Origin of the sequence: Terrimonas sp. (assembly GCF_003075435.1) — a bacterium.
GTDB lineage: Bacteria > Bacteroidota > Bacteroidia > Chitinophagales > Chitinophagaceae > Agriterribacter.
Genome location: NZ_QCZJ01000017.1, coordinates 64,238 through 79,223, shown reverse-complemented (window position 1 = coordinate 79,223; position 14,986 = coordinate 64,238). Strand labels below are relative to the sequence as shown.

Here is a 14,986-nt window from a genome sequence, read left to right as displayed (position 1 = left end):
TGTTGATCTTAAAAAATAAGAAGCGCCTTTGTTATTTAAAGGCGCTCTATATAAAGTATCCTAAATTTTACTGTACATCACAATTAAGATTGTCTAATATTAATTGGTATGCTGCTTTTTCGTCAGAGGAAGTAACACAACCTCCATTTATTAAATCTTGAATAGCAGCCTTGTAATTTTTACAGTTAGCACTTGATTGTTCTGCAGCATAGGCCTTTGTTGCATTTGCCAGATTCGTAGTAAGGCTGGCACAATCAGTTTTTTTATCCTTCTTACAACTTGCAATTGTTCCACCTATCATAGCGATAGCAAATAAAGCGATAAAAGTTTTTTTCATGGCATTAGAATTTTTAGAGTTAAAAGTTTGACGCTCTTAACGTGTGTTAATGCCATGTTATTGCAACTCAATAAACACAATAATAGTTTTTAATCAACTTCTGTAGTGTTTTTAAGTGTTTTTATATATGCCGGTTGTGTCTCAGTACATTATAATCGACAGCAGGTAAACTGTTAACAGGGCAATTATACCCATCCATATGGTGGCAGCAGAATAAACCCGCAGCATTGTTTTCATTTCAACACCGGAAAACTTGCTGATCACCCAAAAATAAGCATCATTGGCATGGGATATCATCATTGAGCCTGCACCCATTGATAATATAGCAAGCAGTCTTCCGGGTTCAGTATCTAATCCTAAAGCCGGAAGTAACGGTTGCACTATAGAAGCTGCAGTAATGATGGCTACCGTTGAAGAACCCTGGGCTGTTTTTAATAATGATGTAAGCAGGAATGGGAAAAGAATGCCAAGCTGGGCAAGCGGCAGACGGTCGCCCAGGTGCGTACCTATATGAGTGGCTGCCAATATAGCGCCGAATGAACCGCCTGCACCGATGATCACAAGAATACCGCCTGCTTTTTCTGCGCCTTCCTGTAACAAACTGCTTACTTTTTTACCAGGAAGCCGGTAAAGCAATGGAATAGTTAGTAATATGCCTATGCAAAGTGCTACTACAGGATTACCAGCTACAGCTACTATTTTCCAGAATAACCCTTCATTTTTTTCGATAGCAATAAATGCCGCCGATGCTATTAACAGAATAGGAATAATTACCGGCAGAAATGCCTGCAACGGGGAAGGTGTCCTACCCTCTTCATCAGCAGAAGATGATGACTGAATAACAGGGGCAGTTATAGCGGCAGCGGCATATCTTGACCACAGATAACCCGCCGCGCTTGCCGGTATAGCTACTATAACGCCCAGTAAAATCAACTTCCCGAAATCTACATTCAATGTACCCGCCGCTGCCGCAGCGCCAGGGTGTGGCGGAATAAGACAATGCACCGCATATAAACCTACCGCCAGCGAACCCGCCATAAAGGGCATAGCCGTTTTTGACCGCTCTGCCAACTGGTTATTTAATCCACTTAAAACAATATACCCGGAATCGCAAAAAATGGGTAGCCCTACTATAAAGCCGGTGATATTCATTGCCAATGCTGACCGCTTTTCCCCGGTACGTTTAAGAATAAATGCAGCCATAGCATTAGTGCAGCCTGTATGTTCAAGTATTACTCCTAAAACAGTTCCCAACACAATAATGAATCCAAGCGACTGCATAATATGTCCAAAGCCCTGCTTCATTGTATTAAGCATGCTTTCCGCAGGCAACCCAACGCCTGCACCCATTACAATGCAGGCTGCAAACAATGCAAAAAAAGCATGAATCTTATATTTAACAGTCAGTAATACAATTAATACAATGCTTATTACAAGAAAAATAATGATTTGCAGAAAAGGAGTTTCCATAAAGATTCAAGATACTAATAATTTAAAGCTAATCCGGGGGCATTCCGAATTTTCGTGTGTATAGTAATCTTGTACAGATGCCTCGTGCCTCGGCATGACAAACGGCAGTGCGGTGTTCAGCGTTAGTGCTATTGTTGAACATTTGTACCACTGCTCAACATATATTCAACTGCCTGTCATGCCGAGGCACGAGGCATCTACCATATCAGCGGAACCTATATGCGAAAATTTGGAATGCGACCGATCCTCCTTCCCCATTCTCACATTTATTCAAGTATTTTCCGGCATAGTTTTTTTATATGCAGTATTTATGAATAGATTACAAACAGCATGGCATATTATTAAAAAATCTTTTTCGGCTTTTTTTGAAGAGCGTGTATTTAAATTAAGCGCTGCACTGTCTTACTATACATTGTTTTCTTTACCAGGTCTTGTAATCATAGTGATATGGCTGGGAAATATATTTTACGGACGTGCTGCCATTGAAGGTTCTGTGTATGGAGAAATTGCTGATCTTGTTGGCAGACAGGCGGCCATCCAGATACAGGACACTATTAAGAATGCAACATTATCATCCGGAAATAAATTCACCACTATTATCGGTGTAATAACACTTATTATTGGTGCAACAAGCGTTTTTGGAGAAATACAGGATTCAATCAATTTGATATGGCGCCTCAAAGCCAAGCCCCGTAAGGGTTGGGTAAAGCTCCTGGTAAACAGGTTGCTGTCTTTTTCAATAATAATATCACTTGGTTTCCTGCTGCTGGTATCTCTTATTGCAAACGGGTTGATGGATGCTTTTATTCACCGGCTCACCATTCTTTTTCCGGAAACAGAAGTGGTTGCGGTTTATATTACCAATGTTGTGCTTACGTTCATCATCACCTCTTTTTTATTCGGTATTATTTTTAAAGTATTGCCCGATGCCAAATTAGAGTGGCGCAATGTAAGAGTAGGCGCTTTTACGACCGCATTGCTTTTTATGGGTGGTAAGTTTTTGATCAGCTATTACCTGGGGCATAGCTCTATGACTTCAGCTTATGGCGCGGCAGGTTCAATAATTGTAATTTTATTGTGGGTATATTATTCCGCACTTATATTATATTTTGGCGCCATTTTTACCAGGGTATATGCCATGGAAACAGGATCGCATATTTACCCGAATAAATATGCCGTTTGGGTAAAGGAGGTGGAAATAGAATCCGAAAAATCATTGCAGAAAATACCTGAAAAAACAATTGTAGAGGAGAAGCGTGATTAAAATAGCAGAGACAATGCATGCATTGTCTCTGCTATTTAATACCTGCCCTTTTCTTTAAATCAGCTGCGGAAATTGCCATCATTCTTCCAATAGGTTTACCATTGCGATAAGTAATAATTTTCATGGTAGCCGCGTCTTTAGGCATTGTAACCGGATCTGTATATTTCGGATAAAATTTATCAGGGAAAGAATTGTCAAAACTGTAATAAATGTCCAATCCTTTTATTTCAGTGGCTAATGTTATAATCGGCAGGTTTTGTGCATCTTTTTTTGCAGTAACAACAGGGTCGTATACAGCAGGTGAATATTTCTTATCCACTATATCAAAACGTTCAAAATGTTTTTCCACGCGGTCTGCAAAATTATCCCAGTTCCTTTTTTCTTTTGGGGACCAGACAGCTTCTGAAACGGCAAATGCCCTCGGCCAAATCATATACTGCAGGTGACGCATATTGTATACCTGCTCTGTCCATAAATTGGCCTGCCCGCCCTTTATATATTGTGCATCTACGCCATCAGGCACGGGCTCAAACTGGTATGTTTTACTTAATCTCAGTGATGCATATACAGGAGGTTCAATAGAAGGATCGCCCTGCATATAATCAAGATATACAAAAGTAGTAGGGCTCATCACCACTTCGTGCTTTTGTTTGGCTGCAGCAATGCCCCCTTCAATACCACGCCAGCTCATTACTGCGGCATTAGGTGCAAGCCCACCCTGTAAAATTTCATCCCACCCAATGAGTTTTTTGCCTTTTGCATTCACGATTTTTTCAACGCGTTTTACAAAATAGCTTTGTACCTCATCTAAATTTTTCAATTTTTCCCTTTGCATCAATGCTTTTATTTGCGGGCTTTTCTCCCAAAAATTTCTCGCGGTTTCATCGCCGCCCATATGTATATACTCAAATGGAAAGATCTGTGCAACTTCAGTAAAAACCTTATCTAAAAATTCATATACTTTTTCATTGGCCGGGCAAAGCGTATTATCAACTAATCCGTAAAAATGTCCCTTAGGTGGCCATACCATAAATTTTTCGCCCGAGTTTACTTTGTATTTATCAGCGCCCGGCGTACACGAAAGTTCAGGATAAGATGCAATAGCCGCAAGACTATGCCCCGGCACGTCCACCTCAGGCAATATATTAATAAACTGGTCTTTTGCGTATTGAACAATTTCTTTCAGATCCTCCTGTGTGTAAAAGCCGCCATAATCACGAGGTTCATTAGGCAAGGGGTCAGAAAAATAATTGAAGGTCCCTGTTTTCTTCACATTCCATGCGCCAACGGAGGTGAGTTTGGGCAGGCTTTTAATTTCAATTCTCCAACCCTGGTCATCGGTAAGATGCATGTGCAGCAGGTTGAATTTATATTTTGCCATATCATCTATAAACTGTTTCACTTCAGCCTTTGTAAAAAAGTGACGCGAAACATCAAACATTAATCCCCTCCAGCCAAACCTTGGGTAGTCCTTTATTTCAACAGCAGGGATAGTCCAGCTAATATTTTTCACAGCTGTTTTACGCTCTATTTCTTTTGGAAGCAGTTGCAGCAATGTTTGCACACCATAAAATAAACCAGCCGGAGCATTGGCATTGATTGAGATTTTATCAGTGTCAACTTTCAGTAGGTATCCTTCATTGCCCAATTCGTTATCTGCTGTACTGTTTAAGGCCAGGATGATGCCATTTGTATTTGCTTCAGATGAGGTTTTAATATTAAATCCTGTTGAAGTATTGATGGTTTTTTGCAGATAATCTGCCACTCTGCTTACATCGCTATTGCCGGAAGCAGCATATAAAACACTGTTTTCATTAAGGTTGTATACACCTTGTTTTTCGGTTAAGGAAACCGGCTCTGGTATAATAGCCGGTCTGGATGTTTGGGCTGAGGCGCAAATATTGATAAGAAGGCAAATTGCAATAATCGAAAATCTCATGATATTCATTTTATAATCAGGGCAACAAGATATAAAAGAAAGTATATGCAAAAAAATACCCGGAAAATTACTTTTCCGGGTATTGGAATATGAATCAGAAACGAAGCTTGTTTAGTTTATTTTTACGGAAGATGGATTAACGCTTGAAAACCCCTGGTCTGTTGTATCAGAAGATAATGTTCCGTTTTCGATATACCTGATCTGAACACTCTTTAAGCTGTCTGTAGAGCCCGGCACTCCTAACAATAAAGCAGTATATACTTTTCTTGCTTCAAGCGTAATGGTTCTTTGCGCTTGTACGTTATCATTATTATTAATACTTATGGTTACAGCCCCCGGAGTAGCTGCAACAAATTCCGATACACTTTTAAATGCAGCATTATCACTGATCAGGCTATTGCCTTCTTCTGAAATATTTACCGCAGGAGTGCTTGCATCAGCAATGGCATTAATATACCTGATATACGCTTTGCCATTGTTGCCGGACAGGCTGTCTATTTTATCATTCACTATAACATTTTGAAAAGTAGTATCGCCAACCAAAAACAATGAATAATATTTGTCTTTTTCAAAAGTATAGTCAGTTGAAGCAATAATTGAATTTGTGTTTGCATCAAATGCGGTTACAGATCTTGCGCCGGTGTAAATGCCAAGATAACCTCCTGTATAATTTGTATAGGATAGCGCAGTATTGGTAAGATTATTACCGGACAACTGAAAACCTACTGCAGATTGTTGCGGGGCAAGATTGAATGCAATGATACCCGCTACAGGTGTTTCCTGGTTGTTGTCATTGCTCTTCATACAAGAAGAAAAAAACACGGCGGAAAATAAAACAGTGCATACAGCAAGCCAGCTTCTACGGATTAACATTAGTTTTTTCATAAAATTTCTCCTGATGTTTGTATTAAAAAATCTTTGCGTCAATATAGTATTGGCAAAATGATGCCAATGATGCCACATCAGGGACGAATAGAAAGAATGCATGCCTTAATGGAACGATTTTAACAATAGGTAGTTGGTTTTGTTAGATTAGCGTTAAACTTTCATGGAGAAAAATATAAATCTTAGTAGATTAGCTGATATATTTATTCCCATGTTCAAGAAGACTTCGGCAAAAGTTATAGCAGCAATAGCGCTGATCATTACACTGCTTGTAATATTCGGTCCAAAACCTTCCACGCCGGTTTACAGCATGGAGTTCCCTTTAGTTCCTGCAGAAGCAAAACCACTTGAATCTTTTATCAAGACCAATGAAGCAAAACACAAGCTTAAACCTAATAATGAAGCAAGAATTGTTTGGTATGACGACTCCCTGAAACAAAAAACCAAATACGCCATAGTATACCTGCATGGTTTCTCTGCCTCGCAGGAAGAAGGCAGACCAATACACACAAACATTGCCAGGGAATTTGGTTGTAACCTGTATTTGGCACGACTTGCAGAACATGGTATTGACACGAGCGCGCCTTTGGCAAATCTTACACCATCTGAATATTGGGAGAGCGCTAAAAAGGCACTGGCAATAGGAGGACAGATAGGGGAAAATGTTATCCTTATGGGAACATCAACCGGTGGAACCAATGCTTTGCAGCTTGCGGCAAATTATCCTGATAAAGTATCCTCATTAATTCTGCTCAGTCCTAATGTGGCTTTATTTCACAGCCAGTCGTGGTTGCTGAATGATGCATGGGGATTGCAGATCGCAAAAATGATCAATGGCAGCGACAATATTGTTTCAACTGATGAGCGGCCCTTGTATAAACAATACTGGTATTCCAGTTATCCGCTCAAGGCAGCCACAGAACTGGAAGAATATCTTGAAACAACAATGACAAAAGAAACCTTCAGCAAAGTAAAGCAACCGGTTTTAATGTTGTATTACTATAAAGATGATGTACACCAGGATAGCACGGTGAGCATACCTGCCATGCTTACCATGTTCAATGAACTGGGCACACCGCGTAATGATAAAATAAAACAAGCCATTCCCAATGCTGGCAGCCATGTGATTGGCAGCTATATACGTTCTAAAGACCTGTTAGGTGTTCAGCGGTCCATTGAAGATTTTATAGAAAAGAAGCTGAACATCCCTAAAGTAAATAAAGGAACATTTACTACAATTAATTATTAGTCTTTCACTTCAATACCAATTTGTGGAATCTGTTTTAGATGGCATCTCATAACAAGTTATTAGCTGCAATAATCTGGGTTCAAGGTTTGTGGTTTGTGGTTGTATTAAACCATAAAGCTTAAACCACAAACTTCAAACATATCTAAATTTCTTTATTTTTAATATAACCATTATGGCAAATACGGAAGGATTTCCTAACTTGCCCGTCCCTTAAAACTATGTCTGTACAAGAAAATTGGAATCAACGGGAAAAAAAGAGGTTTTCAGGCTTCCAGGTATTGTATGATTATACGATGGGCTTTTTGTGGCTTTGTGTGGGATTGTTTTTTCTTTTCAGCAAAAAACTAGGTATTGAACTCATGAAAAGTGACCCGTTGATAGACAATATTTTCGGATTGGTAGGCATTGCTTACGGCATATTCCGGCTTTACAGAGGTTATAAGAAGCAAAATATTGGCAAATGAAAAGGTTTCAGGAAATATATAAAGCTTTAATGATTTGCTTATCCGGCATAGTTTTATCAGCTGCAATAAGTTGTAATGGCGATAGAAAGTATAAAGTTATTGAAGGAGACGATGATCTTACATCAGGCACTATTCATATCAGTGCTGATGAATCTTTTAAACCTATCATTGATTCCCAGATAAAGGTATTCATGTCGCAGTTCCCTAAAGCGGTTATTGTTCCGCATTATAAATCAGAGGCTGAATGTCTTAGAGATCTTTTGAATGATAGCATACGCATGGTAATTGTAACCAGGGGATTGAGTGAAGAAGAAGTTAATTCTCTGAAAGATACCATAGGTTTTAAGCCTTCTTTCGGGAGAATTGCGTCTGATGCTATATCGGTTATTGTAAATAATAAAGGGGTAGATTCCTTATTTACAATGGGTGATATCCGATCTTTTATGAAAGGAATAAGCGGTTATAGGTTAACCCCGGTTTTAGATGGAAAAACAGCAACCAGTACGATCAGGTTTATGGTTGACTCGGTATTAAAAGATGAAAAATTATCCCAGGATATAGCAGGCGCAGATTCAAGCGTGGGTGTAATTGATTATGTGGCGAAAAATGAGCACGCTATTGGTTTTGTTGGTGTAAGCTGGATAGGCAACCCGGAAGATAAAGATCAACTGGCATTTTTAACCAAAGTGCGGGTTGCATCCATAGAAGCAAGGAACGAGCCAGGCAAATTTATTAAGCCTTACCAGGCAAATATAGCTACCAAAAGATACCCTATGGTACGGGGTTTGTATTATATACTCAAGGAGAACTACAGCGGGTTGGGGAGAGGATTTACGAATTTTTTGGAAGGAGAAAAAGGGCAATTAATTTTCCAAAGAGCGTATCTTGTGCCATCAAAAATGGATTTTTCTATAAGAAATGCCGAAATAAGCGAAGAGTAGATAAGTTAAACCAACATATTTTTTAATTAAATCACAAAATCGCAATCAAAGATGATCAAGCACACAGTCAGATTAATAGTAGCTTCTGCTTTACTGTGCAATGTTGCCTTTGCGCAATCAGTGGACGATGGGAAAAAGTTCTACTATTATGAAAAGTATGTGAGCGCCAAAGATGCGCTTGAGAAAGCCGTAGCCGCTAAACCAGATGATGTTGAAGCTGTTTACTGGTTAGGTCAAACACTTATTGAAATGAGAGACACTGCCGGTGCAAAAGCAGTATTTCAAAAAGCTCTTCAGGCAAAGGGTAGCGATCCTTTATTGCTGGTAGGTATTGGCCAGGTTGAGCTGATGGAGAAAAAAACAAATGAAGCCCGTCAGCGTTTTGAAACTGCTATAAGCCTCACAAAAGGTAAAGATATAGGTATATTAAATGCCGTGGGTCATGCAAATGCTGCTACCGCTGAGGGAGATGCAAAATATGCTATTGAAAAACTCACTTTGGCTACCCAGGTTAAAAGATTTAAAGAGGCCGATGTATATATTAATCTTGGCGATGCGCAGCGTAGATTAATGGATGGAGGCGCAGCAGTAACCGCATATCAAAATGCTTTTGGGCTTGATCCTAAACTGGCAGAGGCAAAATACAAAGTCGGGAAAATATATGTAACGCAGGGTCCTGACCAGGCGAATATCTTCCTGAAAAATTTTGAAGAAGCTGTAACCATCGACCCGGCTTACGCGCCTGCGTACTATGATATGTATAGTTACTGGTACAGCCGTGATGTGAACAAGGCCCGCGATTATTTTGCAAAATACAAAGCAAACACAGACTTTACCCCTTCTGTAGAAGCTGAAGAAATAAGCCTGGTATATGCATCGGGCGATTTTAAAGGCGCGATAGCTAAAGCAGACGAAAAATTGCAGAAAGATGGCGATAAAGCTGATGTGAAGTTATATCGTACAAAAGCGTATGCTTACGATAAATTGGGTGATTCAGTAAATGCTTTGCAGAATATGGAAACCTTTCTGGCTAAAGCTTCTCCTGATATTATTTTGCCTGATAACTACGTAAAGATGGCAGAAATCTCTGCTAAATTCCCTGATAAGGTAGCACAGGCTGACGAGTATTTTAATAAGGTAATAAGCATGGATACCGTAGTAGCTAATAAAGTAAACTACGCCAAGGCTGCATCCGACATGTATAAAAAACTCAATGACAGGGGAAAATCTGCTGAATGGCTTACTAAAATCCTTACCTATAAACCAGATTATGGTAAAACAGAGTTGTTCTACGCTGGTTTTGAAAACTTTTACGGTGAAAAGTATGTAACTGCTGATAGTATAGCAACTTTATATAAAACAAAATACCCTGATGATGTTCAGGGATATTACCTGGCATTCCGTTCAAAATGGTCCGCAGATACTGCTGCTTTATCTTCCGGAATTCCTTCTGTAGAACCGGTTGAAGATGCTAAAAAGCTTATTGAGCTGGCAGAAACAGATAAACAGAAATATAAACAATCTTTATTGGTGGCATATGGTTTTATGGCAGGATATTATGCCAATAACCTGAAAGATTATCCTGCTGCCGTTACCTACCTCGACAAAATATTAGAGGTAGATCCGGGCAATGCAGATGCCCAGGCTAATAAAGAGGTTCTTCAGAAAGCCATCAATAAACCTCAGCAAAAAAGCACAGCCCCTGCTGCCAAAAAAACCGCAGGTGCTAAATAGATTGTAAATCTTTGTATATGTATTTAAAAGCCGGACCTAGTCAAGTCCGGCTTTTATTTTATTTAAAAATGGTTTTTAATTGCGGCTGCCTTATTTTTGCCGCAGGATTAATTCTACATCTACAGAAAACGGAAAAATAGAGGTTATCGCAGTCAAATATTGGTTATGTTTCTCCGTTTTACTGTTTTAAAAGTAAATCTTGAGACGAGATGATAACGTATTTCTTTCTTCAGTCCAATCCGGTTTCTTCAGTAGACGTTAACAGTTCGTTTAATTACTTCCCTATCGCCCTGCAGTTAGTATTTGCATTAGGTTTTGTAGCCGTAATGATGGTTGTTACCCACCTGCTGGGGCCTAAAAGAGCTACCGCAGAAAAATTAGACAATTTTGAGAGTGGTATTGAAAGTCATGGTAATGCGCGCCAGCCCTTAGCTGTAAAATATTTCCTTGTTGCTATATTATTTGTGTTGTTTGATGTTGAAGTTATATTCTTCTATCCTTATGCTGTAAACTTCAGACATTTGGGTTGGGAGGGTTTTATGGCAGTATTGGCTTTTGTTGGCTTTTTTGTTGCAGGGTTCTACTATATTATTAAAAAGGGAGCTCTTAAATGGGAGGATTAATTATACTCCCTTACTGTGCTGAATGCTTATGAGTGCATTGTGATTTGAATTTAAAAAAATGAATTATGGCACGTCCCGTACGTTTTAATATAAGTCCCAAGCCAAGAGATAATGAAGGGCATATCAGTATGGTAGATGCTCCGCCCGGTTATACCGGCGAAGGATTTTTTACTACCAAGCTGAGTGATGTGGTTGGTCTGGCCCGCAAAAACTCTCTTTGGCCGCTGCCGTTTGCAACTTCCTGCTGCGGTATTGAGTTTATGGCTACCATGGGTGCACATTACGACCTGGGCAGGTTTGGTGCTGAAAGAATGGGCTTTACTCCCCGCCAGTGCGATATGCTGATGGTAATGGGCACTATTGCAAAAAAAATGGCACCTGTATTAAGGCAGGTTTATATACAAATGTCTGAGCCACGGTGGGTGATTGCGGTGGGTGCCTGCGCGTCAAGCGGTGGTATATTCGATTCTTACTCTGTGCTGCAGGGTATTGACCAGATCATCCCTGTTGATGTGTATGTGCCGGGTTGTCCTCCAAGACCGGAAGCGATTTTAGATGGTGTGCTGGCAATTCAGGATTTAGTGCAAAATGAAAGTATAAGACGAAGGAACAGTGACAGGTACCAGCAGCTAATGCTGAGCTACGGTATTCAATAATAAGAGTTCAATTAATATATCCGGATGGCATTAACGAACGAATACATAAAAGAGCGGTTAACGGAAAAGTTTGGTGAGAGCGTAAGCAACTTTACGGAACCGTATGGTATGCTTACATTCGAAACACCAAAAGAGAACAACCTGAAGCTGTTGCAGTTTTTATATGATGATCCGGAGTTGAAGTTTCAGTTTCTCACCGATTTGCAGGCAGTACATTATCCTGAACAGAAAGGCCGTGAGCTGGCAGTTGTTTATCACCTGCACAATATGGTAAATAATGTGCGCATCAGGTTTAAAATATTTACAGATATTGAAAAACCTGATGTATATACAGCTACACAGTTATATGCATGTGCCAATTGGATGGAAAGAGAAACCTATGATTTTTTTGGGTTGAACTTTGTTGGGCATCCTAATCTTATCCGTATACTGAACGTTGATGAAATGGACTATTTCCCGATGCGTAAGGAATACCCGATGGAAGATCAGACACGTATTGACAAAGACGATGAAATGTTTGGAAGAGGAGGAACATTTTAAATTTAAGATCAATGGCTGAAGATTTATTACAACATACCAAAGAACAGAATATAAAGCTTCCTGATGGGTCGATAGAGAAAGAAACGGTTACCATAAACCTTGGTCCAACACACCCTGCCACACACGGCGTTTTTCAGAATATTCTTGAAGTTGATGGAGAAAGGATTATTTCTGCTGTGCCAACAGTAGGCTATATACACAGGGCTTTTGAAAAAATTGCCGAAAGAAGACCTTTATACCAGATCACTCCGCTTACTGACAGGTTGAATTATTGCTCAAGCCCCATCAATAATATGGGCTGGCACATGACCTGCGAAAAGCTGCTCGGAGTAGAAACACCTAAACGTGTAGATTATCTGAGAGTGATTATTATGGAGTTGGCAAGAACCGCCGATCATATTATTTGTAATTCCGTAATTGGCGTGGATACAGGCGCCTTATCTGTATTCCTGTATGTAATGCAGTATCGTGAGCTTGTTTATGAGATATATGAAGAAATATGCGGCTCACGCCTCACTACCAATATTGGAAGAATAGGTGGGTTTGAAAGAAATTTCAATGCTACCGCCTGGACAAAACTGGAGAAATTTTTAAATGAGTTTCCTAAAGCATTAAAAGAGTTTGAAAACCTTTTACAGCGCAACAGGATATTCGTTGACCGTACCAGGGGTGCAGGGCCAATATCTGCTGAAAGAGCATTGAATTACGGTTTTACAGGCCCTAACCTTCGTGCAACCGGCGTTGATTATGATGTGCGTGTGCATACGCCTTATTGCAGTTACCAGGATTTTGATTTTAATATTCCCGTAGGCACAACCGGAGATGTATATGACCGTTGGTTAGTGCGCAACCAGGAAATGTGGGAATCGCTGGGCATTATACGCCAGGCTTATCAAAAAATACAGGAGTTTAAAGGAGCGGAATCAGAGGTATATCATGCTAATGTGCCGGAATATTATCTTCCGGAAAAGAAAGATGTATACACAAAGATGGAAGCGCTGATCTGGCACTTCAAAATAATAATGGGAGAAACCGAAATACCTGCCGGCGAGGTCTGGCATAGTGTAGAGGGCGCCAATGGTGAATTAGGATTTTATTTGATAAGTGACGGAGGCCGTGCGCCTTATCGTTTGCATTTCAGGAGACCTTGTTTTATATATTACCAGGCTTATCCTGAAATGGTTAAAAATGCTATGCTGGCAGATGCGGTGATCGTAATGAGCAGCCTGAATCTGATAGCAGGAGAAATGGATGCATAATAATGAACAGAGCAAGAAAAATACAACCCGTTGTGCGTAAAGTTAGTTTTGCTGAGGCAGAAGAAACAGACAATATGTATTGGGCAAACACTACATACGAAGAACGGTTTAATGAACTTGCTGAATTACGTATGATGGTTTTTGGAGGAGGAGGGAAAAAAATGGAAAAGGTAGTTCGCAAAAGATCTTTGTATGAAGAGGCAGATTAGCATGGAAGCAGATTTCCTGGATTTTATTGCTCTATGCAATAAACATGAAGTCAGGTATTTGGTGATAGGCGGGTATGCAGTAAGTATACATGGATATCCAAGGAGTACGAAAGATATGGATGTGTGTATTGAAATGAGTGAAGAGAATGCTGCAAAAATGATTCGGGTTATTAAAGATTTTGGCTTCGCAGGTTTAAACCTGTCAACATCCGACTTTTTAGCTAAGGATTTTATTACTCAATTGGGTTATGATCCTTTGAGAATAGATATTTTGAATGACCTTGATGGGGTATCTTTTGAAGAAGGGTGGCAAAATAAAAAAGTGGTTAATATTTCAGGGATTGAAATAAACTTTATTGGCTATACTGAGCTGTTGAAAGTGAAGGCAAAGGCAGGAAGGCCTCAGGATATAGCAGATATTAGTATGCTAAAAAAGAGGAATAAATCGAAATAAATGAGTATTCAGTTTTCGACAGAAAAACTTAAAAAAGTAGAGGAAATCGTCGCCCGCTACCCGGAAGGAAAGCAGAAAAGCGCTTTGTTGCCGGTGCTGCACCTGGCGCAGGAGCAGTTTGGCTGGCTAAGTTCAGAAACGATGGATTATGTGGCATCGTTATTAAAAATTGAACCGATAGAAGTATATGAGGTGGCTACTTTCTATTCTATGTACAACCTGAAGCCGGTTGGTAAATACATGTTTGAAGTATGCCAGACAGGTCCATGCATGGTACGTGGATGCGATGATATTATCGCTTACATTGGAGAGAAGCTGGGCATAAAACCCGGTGAAACCACGAGCGACGGATTGTTTACACTCAAAACGGTTGAATGCCTTGGCGCCTGTGGGTATGCACCAATGATGCAGTTGGGAAAATTTTATAAAGAACATCTTACTAAAGAAAAGGTAGATGCGATTATAGAAGAGTGTAGAAAAAATGCGGCAACGAATAATTGATTTTATGCGTTTTGCTTTTATCATAATATTGTTCTTTACAACGGTGTTTGTGCATGCACAAACCGATAGTGTGATCATAAAAGAGCGTGTTGCGGAATTGGAAAATGCATTGATTACAAAAAACGTTCAGGATATACAGAAGCTGCTGTACGATAATGTAAGTTTTGGGCATTCAAACGGATGGGTACAAAGCAGAGATGAGGTGATCAATGATTGCAGGAGTGGAAAGCTTGTATATCAAAAAATAGAAAGAAGTAATTTTTATGTTGCGGCAACAGGCAAAGATTGGGCAACAGTAAGATATAGTGGCGTGGCAGAAGGATTAAATGATGGTAAGGAATTTAAAGTGGCATTGCATGTACTGCAGGTTTGGGTAAAAAATAAAAGTGGTAAGTGGCAACTGGCGGCAAGGCAGGCAACCAAATTACCGGAACAGCCAAAATAAAAATTAAGCGGTAGCA

The 14,986-nt window shown here is 39.8% G+C and carries 17 protein-coding genes; 13 read left to right on the top strand and 4 right to left on the bottom strand.

Annotated elements, in window-relative coordinates:
• Positions 1-67: 67 nt before the first annotated feature.
• Together DC498_RS17480 and DC498_RS17475 are read right to left on the bottom strand one after the other, a co-directional pair.
• Positions 68-337 (bottom strand): hypothetical protein, encoded by a 270-nt coding sequence (locus DC498_RS17480; RefSeq protein ID WP_116875446.1) that lies wholly within the window; start codon positions 335-337, stop codon positions 68-70.
• Between the two features lie 141 nt (positions 338-478).
• Positions 479-1,807 (bottom strand): GntP family permease, encoded by a 1,329-nt coding sequence (locus DC498_RS17475; protein WP_116875445.1) that lies wholly within the window; start codon positions 1,805-1,807, stop codon positions 479-481.
• A 310-nt stretch (positions 1,808-2,117) separates the two neighbouring features.
• Here DC498_RS17475 and DC498_RS17470 point away from each other — a divergent pair, with 310 nt between their 5' ends.
• Positions 2,118-3,071 (top strand): YihY/virulence factor BrkB family protein, encoded by a 954-nt coding sequence (locus tag DC498_RS17470; protein ID WP_116875479.1) that lies wholly within the window; start codon positions 2,118-2,120, stop codon positions 3,069-3,071.
• A gap of 31 nt (positions 3,072-3,102) precedes the next feature.
• On the opposite strand, the gene DC498_RS17465 is transcribed toward DC498_RS17470, so the two are convergent.
• Together DC498_RS17465 and DC498_RS17460 are read right to left on the bottom strand one after the other, a co-directional pair.
• Positions 3,103-5,010 (bottom strand): beta-N-acetylhexosaminidase, encoded by a 1,908-nt coding sequence (locus tag DC498_RS17465; RefSeq protein WP_206197672.1) that lies wholly within the window; start codon positions 5,008-5,010, stop codon positions 3,103-3,105.
• Between the two features lie 111 nt (positions 5,011-5,121).
• Complete coding sequence (locus tag DC498_RS17460; protein ID WP_165813880.1) at positions 5,122-5,814, bottom strand: DUF4397 domain-containing protein; 693 nt, start codon at positions 5,812-5,814, stop codon at positions 5,122-5,124.
• 292 nt (positions 5,815-6,106) lie between these two features.
• Between DC498_RS17460 and DC498_RS17455 the strand changes: the two genes are divergently transcribed.
• From DC498_RS17455 to DC498_RS17400, 12 genes are all read left to right on the top strand, one after another.
• Positions 6,107-7,144: an alpha/beta hydrolase gene (locus DC498_RS17455; protein WP_116875442.1), complete on the top strand. Its 1,038-nt coding sequence runs from the start codon at positions 6,107-6,109 to the stop codon at positions 7,142-7,144.
• Positions 7,145-7,362: 218 nt separating this feature from the next.
• Positions 7,363-7,608 carry a hypothetical protein gene (locus DC498_RS17450; RefSeq protein WP_116875441.1) on the top strand — a complete coding sequence of 82 codons (246 nt, stop codon included), beginning with the start codon at positions 7,363-7,365 and terminating at the stop codon, positions 7,606-7,608.
• On the top strand, positions 7,605-8,549 hold the full coding sequence (locus DC498_RS17445; RefSeq protein WP_116875440.1) for a PstS family phosphate ABC transporter substrate-binding protein: 945 nt from the start codon (positions 7,605-7,607) through the stop codon (positions 8,547-8,549). Before DC498_RS17450 ends, DC498_RS17445 begins: the two co-directional genes overlap by 4 nt.
• Positions 8,550-8,600: 51 nt before the next feature.
• A complete protein-coding gene (locus DC498_RS17440; protein WP_116875439.1) occupies positions 8,601-10,283 on the top strand; it encodes a tetratricopeptide repeat protein in 1,683 nt (560 codons plus the stop codon).
• Positions 10,284-10,492: 209 nt separating this feature from the next.
• Positions 10,493-10,906 carry an NADH-quinone oxidoreductase subunit A gene (locus DC498_RS17435; protein WP_116875438.1) on the top strand — a complete coding sequence of 138 codons (414 nt, stop codon included), beginning with the start codon at positions 10,493-10,495 and terminating at the stop codon, positions 10,904-10,906.
• Between the two features lie 65 nt (positions 10,907-10,971).
• Positions 10,972-11,562 carry an NADH-quinone oxidoreductase subunit B gene (locus DC498_RS17430; RefSeq protein ID WP_116875437.1) on the top strand — a complete coding sequence of 197 codons (591 nt, stop codon included), beginning with the start codon at positions 10,972-10,974 and terminating at the stop codon, positions 11,560-11,562.
• Between the two features lie 24 nt (positions 11,563-11,586).
• On the top strand, positions 11,587-12,102 hold the full coding sequence (locus tag DC498_RS17425) for an NADH-quinone oxidoreductase subunit C (protein ID WP_116875436.1): 516 nt from the start codon (positions 11,587-11,589) through the stop codon (positions 12,100-12,102).
• A gap of 11 nt (positions 12,103-12,113) precedes the next feature.
• Positions 12,114-13,361, top strand: a complete 1,248-nt coding sequence (locus DC498_RS17420) for an NADH-quinone oxidoreductase subunit D (RefSeq protein WP_116875435.1) — start codon at positions 12,114-12,116, stop codon at positions 13,359-13,361.
• A 2-nt stretch (positions 13,362-13,363) separates the two neighbouring features.
• The gene (locus tag DC498_RS17415) at positions 13,364-13,570 is read left to right on the top strand and encodes a hypothetical protein (protein ID WP_116875434.1); all 207 of its coding nucleotides are present in this window, start codon (positions 13,364-13,366) and stop codon (positions 13,568-13,570) included.
• On the top strand, positions 13,554-14,024 hold the full coding sequence (locus DC498_RS17410) for a nucleotidyltransferase (protein ID WP_206197671.1): 471 nt from the start codon (positions 13,554-13,556) through the stop codon (positions 14,022-14,024). The genes DC498_RS17415 and DC498_RS17410 overlap by 17 nt, the downstream gene beginning before the upstream one ends.
• Positions 14,025-14,525: an NADH-quinone oxidoreductase subunit NuoE gene (gene nuoE / locus DC498_RS17405; RefSeq protein WP_116875433.1), complete on the top strand. Its 501-nt coding sequence runs from the start codon at positions 14,025-14,027 to the stop codon at positions 14,523-14,525.
• A gap of 4 nt (positions 14,526-14,529) precedes the next feature.
• Entirely contained in the window at positions 14,530-14,970 is a 441-nt protein-coding gene (locus DC498_RS17400; RefSeq protein WP_206197670.1) for a nuclear transport factor 2 family protein, read from the top strand.
• Positions 14,971-14,986 lie beyond the last annotated feature (16 nt).

What these genes read in the sequence shown, in the direction of transcription:
- DC498_RS17480 (WP_116875446.1), bottom strand. Translation starts at nt 337, where the DNA reads ATGAAAAAAACTTTTATCGCTTTATTTGCTATCGCTATGATAGGTGGA.
- DC498_RS17475 (WP_116875445.1), bottom strand. Translation starts at nt 1,807, where the DNA reads ATGGAAACTCCTTTTCTGCAAATCATTATTTTTCTTGTAATAAGCATT.
- DC498_RS17470 (WP_116875479.1), top strand. Translation starts at nt 2,118, where the DNA reads ATGAATAGATTACAAACAGCATGGCATATTATTAAAAAATCTTTTTCG.
- DC498_RS17465 (WP_206197672.1), bottom strand. Translation starts at nt 5,010, where the DNA reads ATGAGATTTTCGATTATTGCAATTTGCCTTCTTATCAATATTTGCGCC.
- DC498_RS17460 (WP_165813880.1), bottom strand. Translation starts at nt 5,814, where the DNA reads ATGAAGAGCAATGACAACAACCAGGAAACACCTGTAGCGGGTATCATT.
- DC498_RS17455 (WP_116875442.1), top strand. Translation starts at nt 6,107, where the DNA reads ATGTTCAAGAAGACTTCGGCAAAAGTTATAGCAGCAATAGCGCTGATC.
- DC498_RS17450 (WP_116875441.1), top strand. Translation starts at nt 7,363, where the DNA reads ATGTCTGTACAAGAAAATTGGAATCAACGGGAAAAAAAGAGGTTTTCA.
- DC498_RS17445 (WP_116875440.1), top strand. Translation starts at nt 7,605, where the DNA reads ATGAAAAGGTTTCAGGAAATATATAAAGCTTTAATGATTTGCTTATCC.
- DC498_RS17440 (WP_116875439.1), top strand. Translation starts at nt 8,601, where the DNA reads ATGATCAAGCACACAGTCAGATTAATAGTAGCTTCTGCTTTACTGTGC.
- DC498_RS17435 (WP_116875438.1), top strand. Translation starts at nt 10,493, where the DNA reads ATGATAACGTATTTCTTTCTTCAGTCCAATCCGGTTTCTTCAGTAGAC.
- DC498_RS17430 (WP_116875437.1), top strand. Translation starts at nt 10,972, where the DNA reads ATGGCACGTCCCGTACGTTTTAATATAAGTCCCAAGCCAAGAGATAAT.
- DC498_RS17425 (WP_116875436.1), top strand. Translation starts at nt 11,587, where the DNA reads ATGGCATTAACGAACGAATACATAAAAGAGCGGTTAACGGAAAAGTTT.
- DC498_RS17420 (WP_116875435.1), top strand. Translation starts at nt 12,114, where the DNA reads ATGGCTGAAGATTTATTACAACATACCAAAGAACAGAATATAAAGCTT.
- DC498_RS17415 (WP_116875434.1), top strand. Translation starts at nt 13,364, where the DNA reads ATGAACAGAGCAAGAAAAATACAACCCGTTGTGCGTAAAGTTAGTTTT.
- DC498_RS17410 (WP_206197671.1), top strand. Translation starts at nt 13,554, where the DNA reads ATGAAGAGGCAGATTAGCATGGAAGCAGATTTCCTGGATTTTATTGCT.
- nuoE (WP_116875433.1), top strand. Translation starts at nt 14,025, where the DNA reads ATGAGTATTCAGTTTTCGACAGAAAAACTTAAAAAAGTAGAGGAAATC.
- DC498_RS17400 (WP_206197670.1), top strand. Translation starts at nt 14,530, where the DNA reads ATGCGTTTTGCTTTTATCATAATATTGTTCTTTACAACGGTGTTTGTG.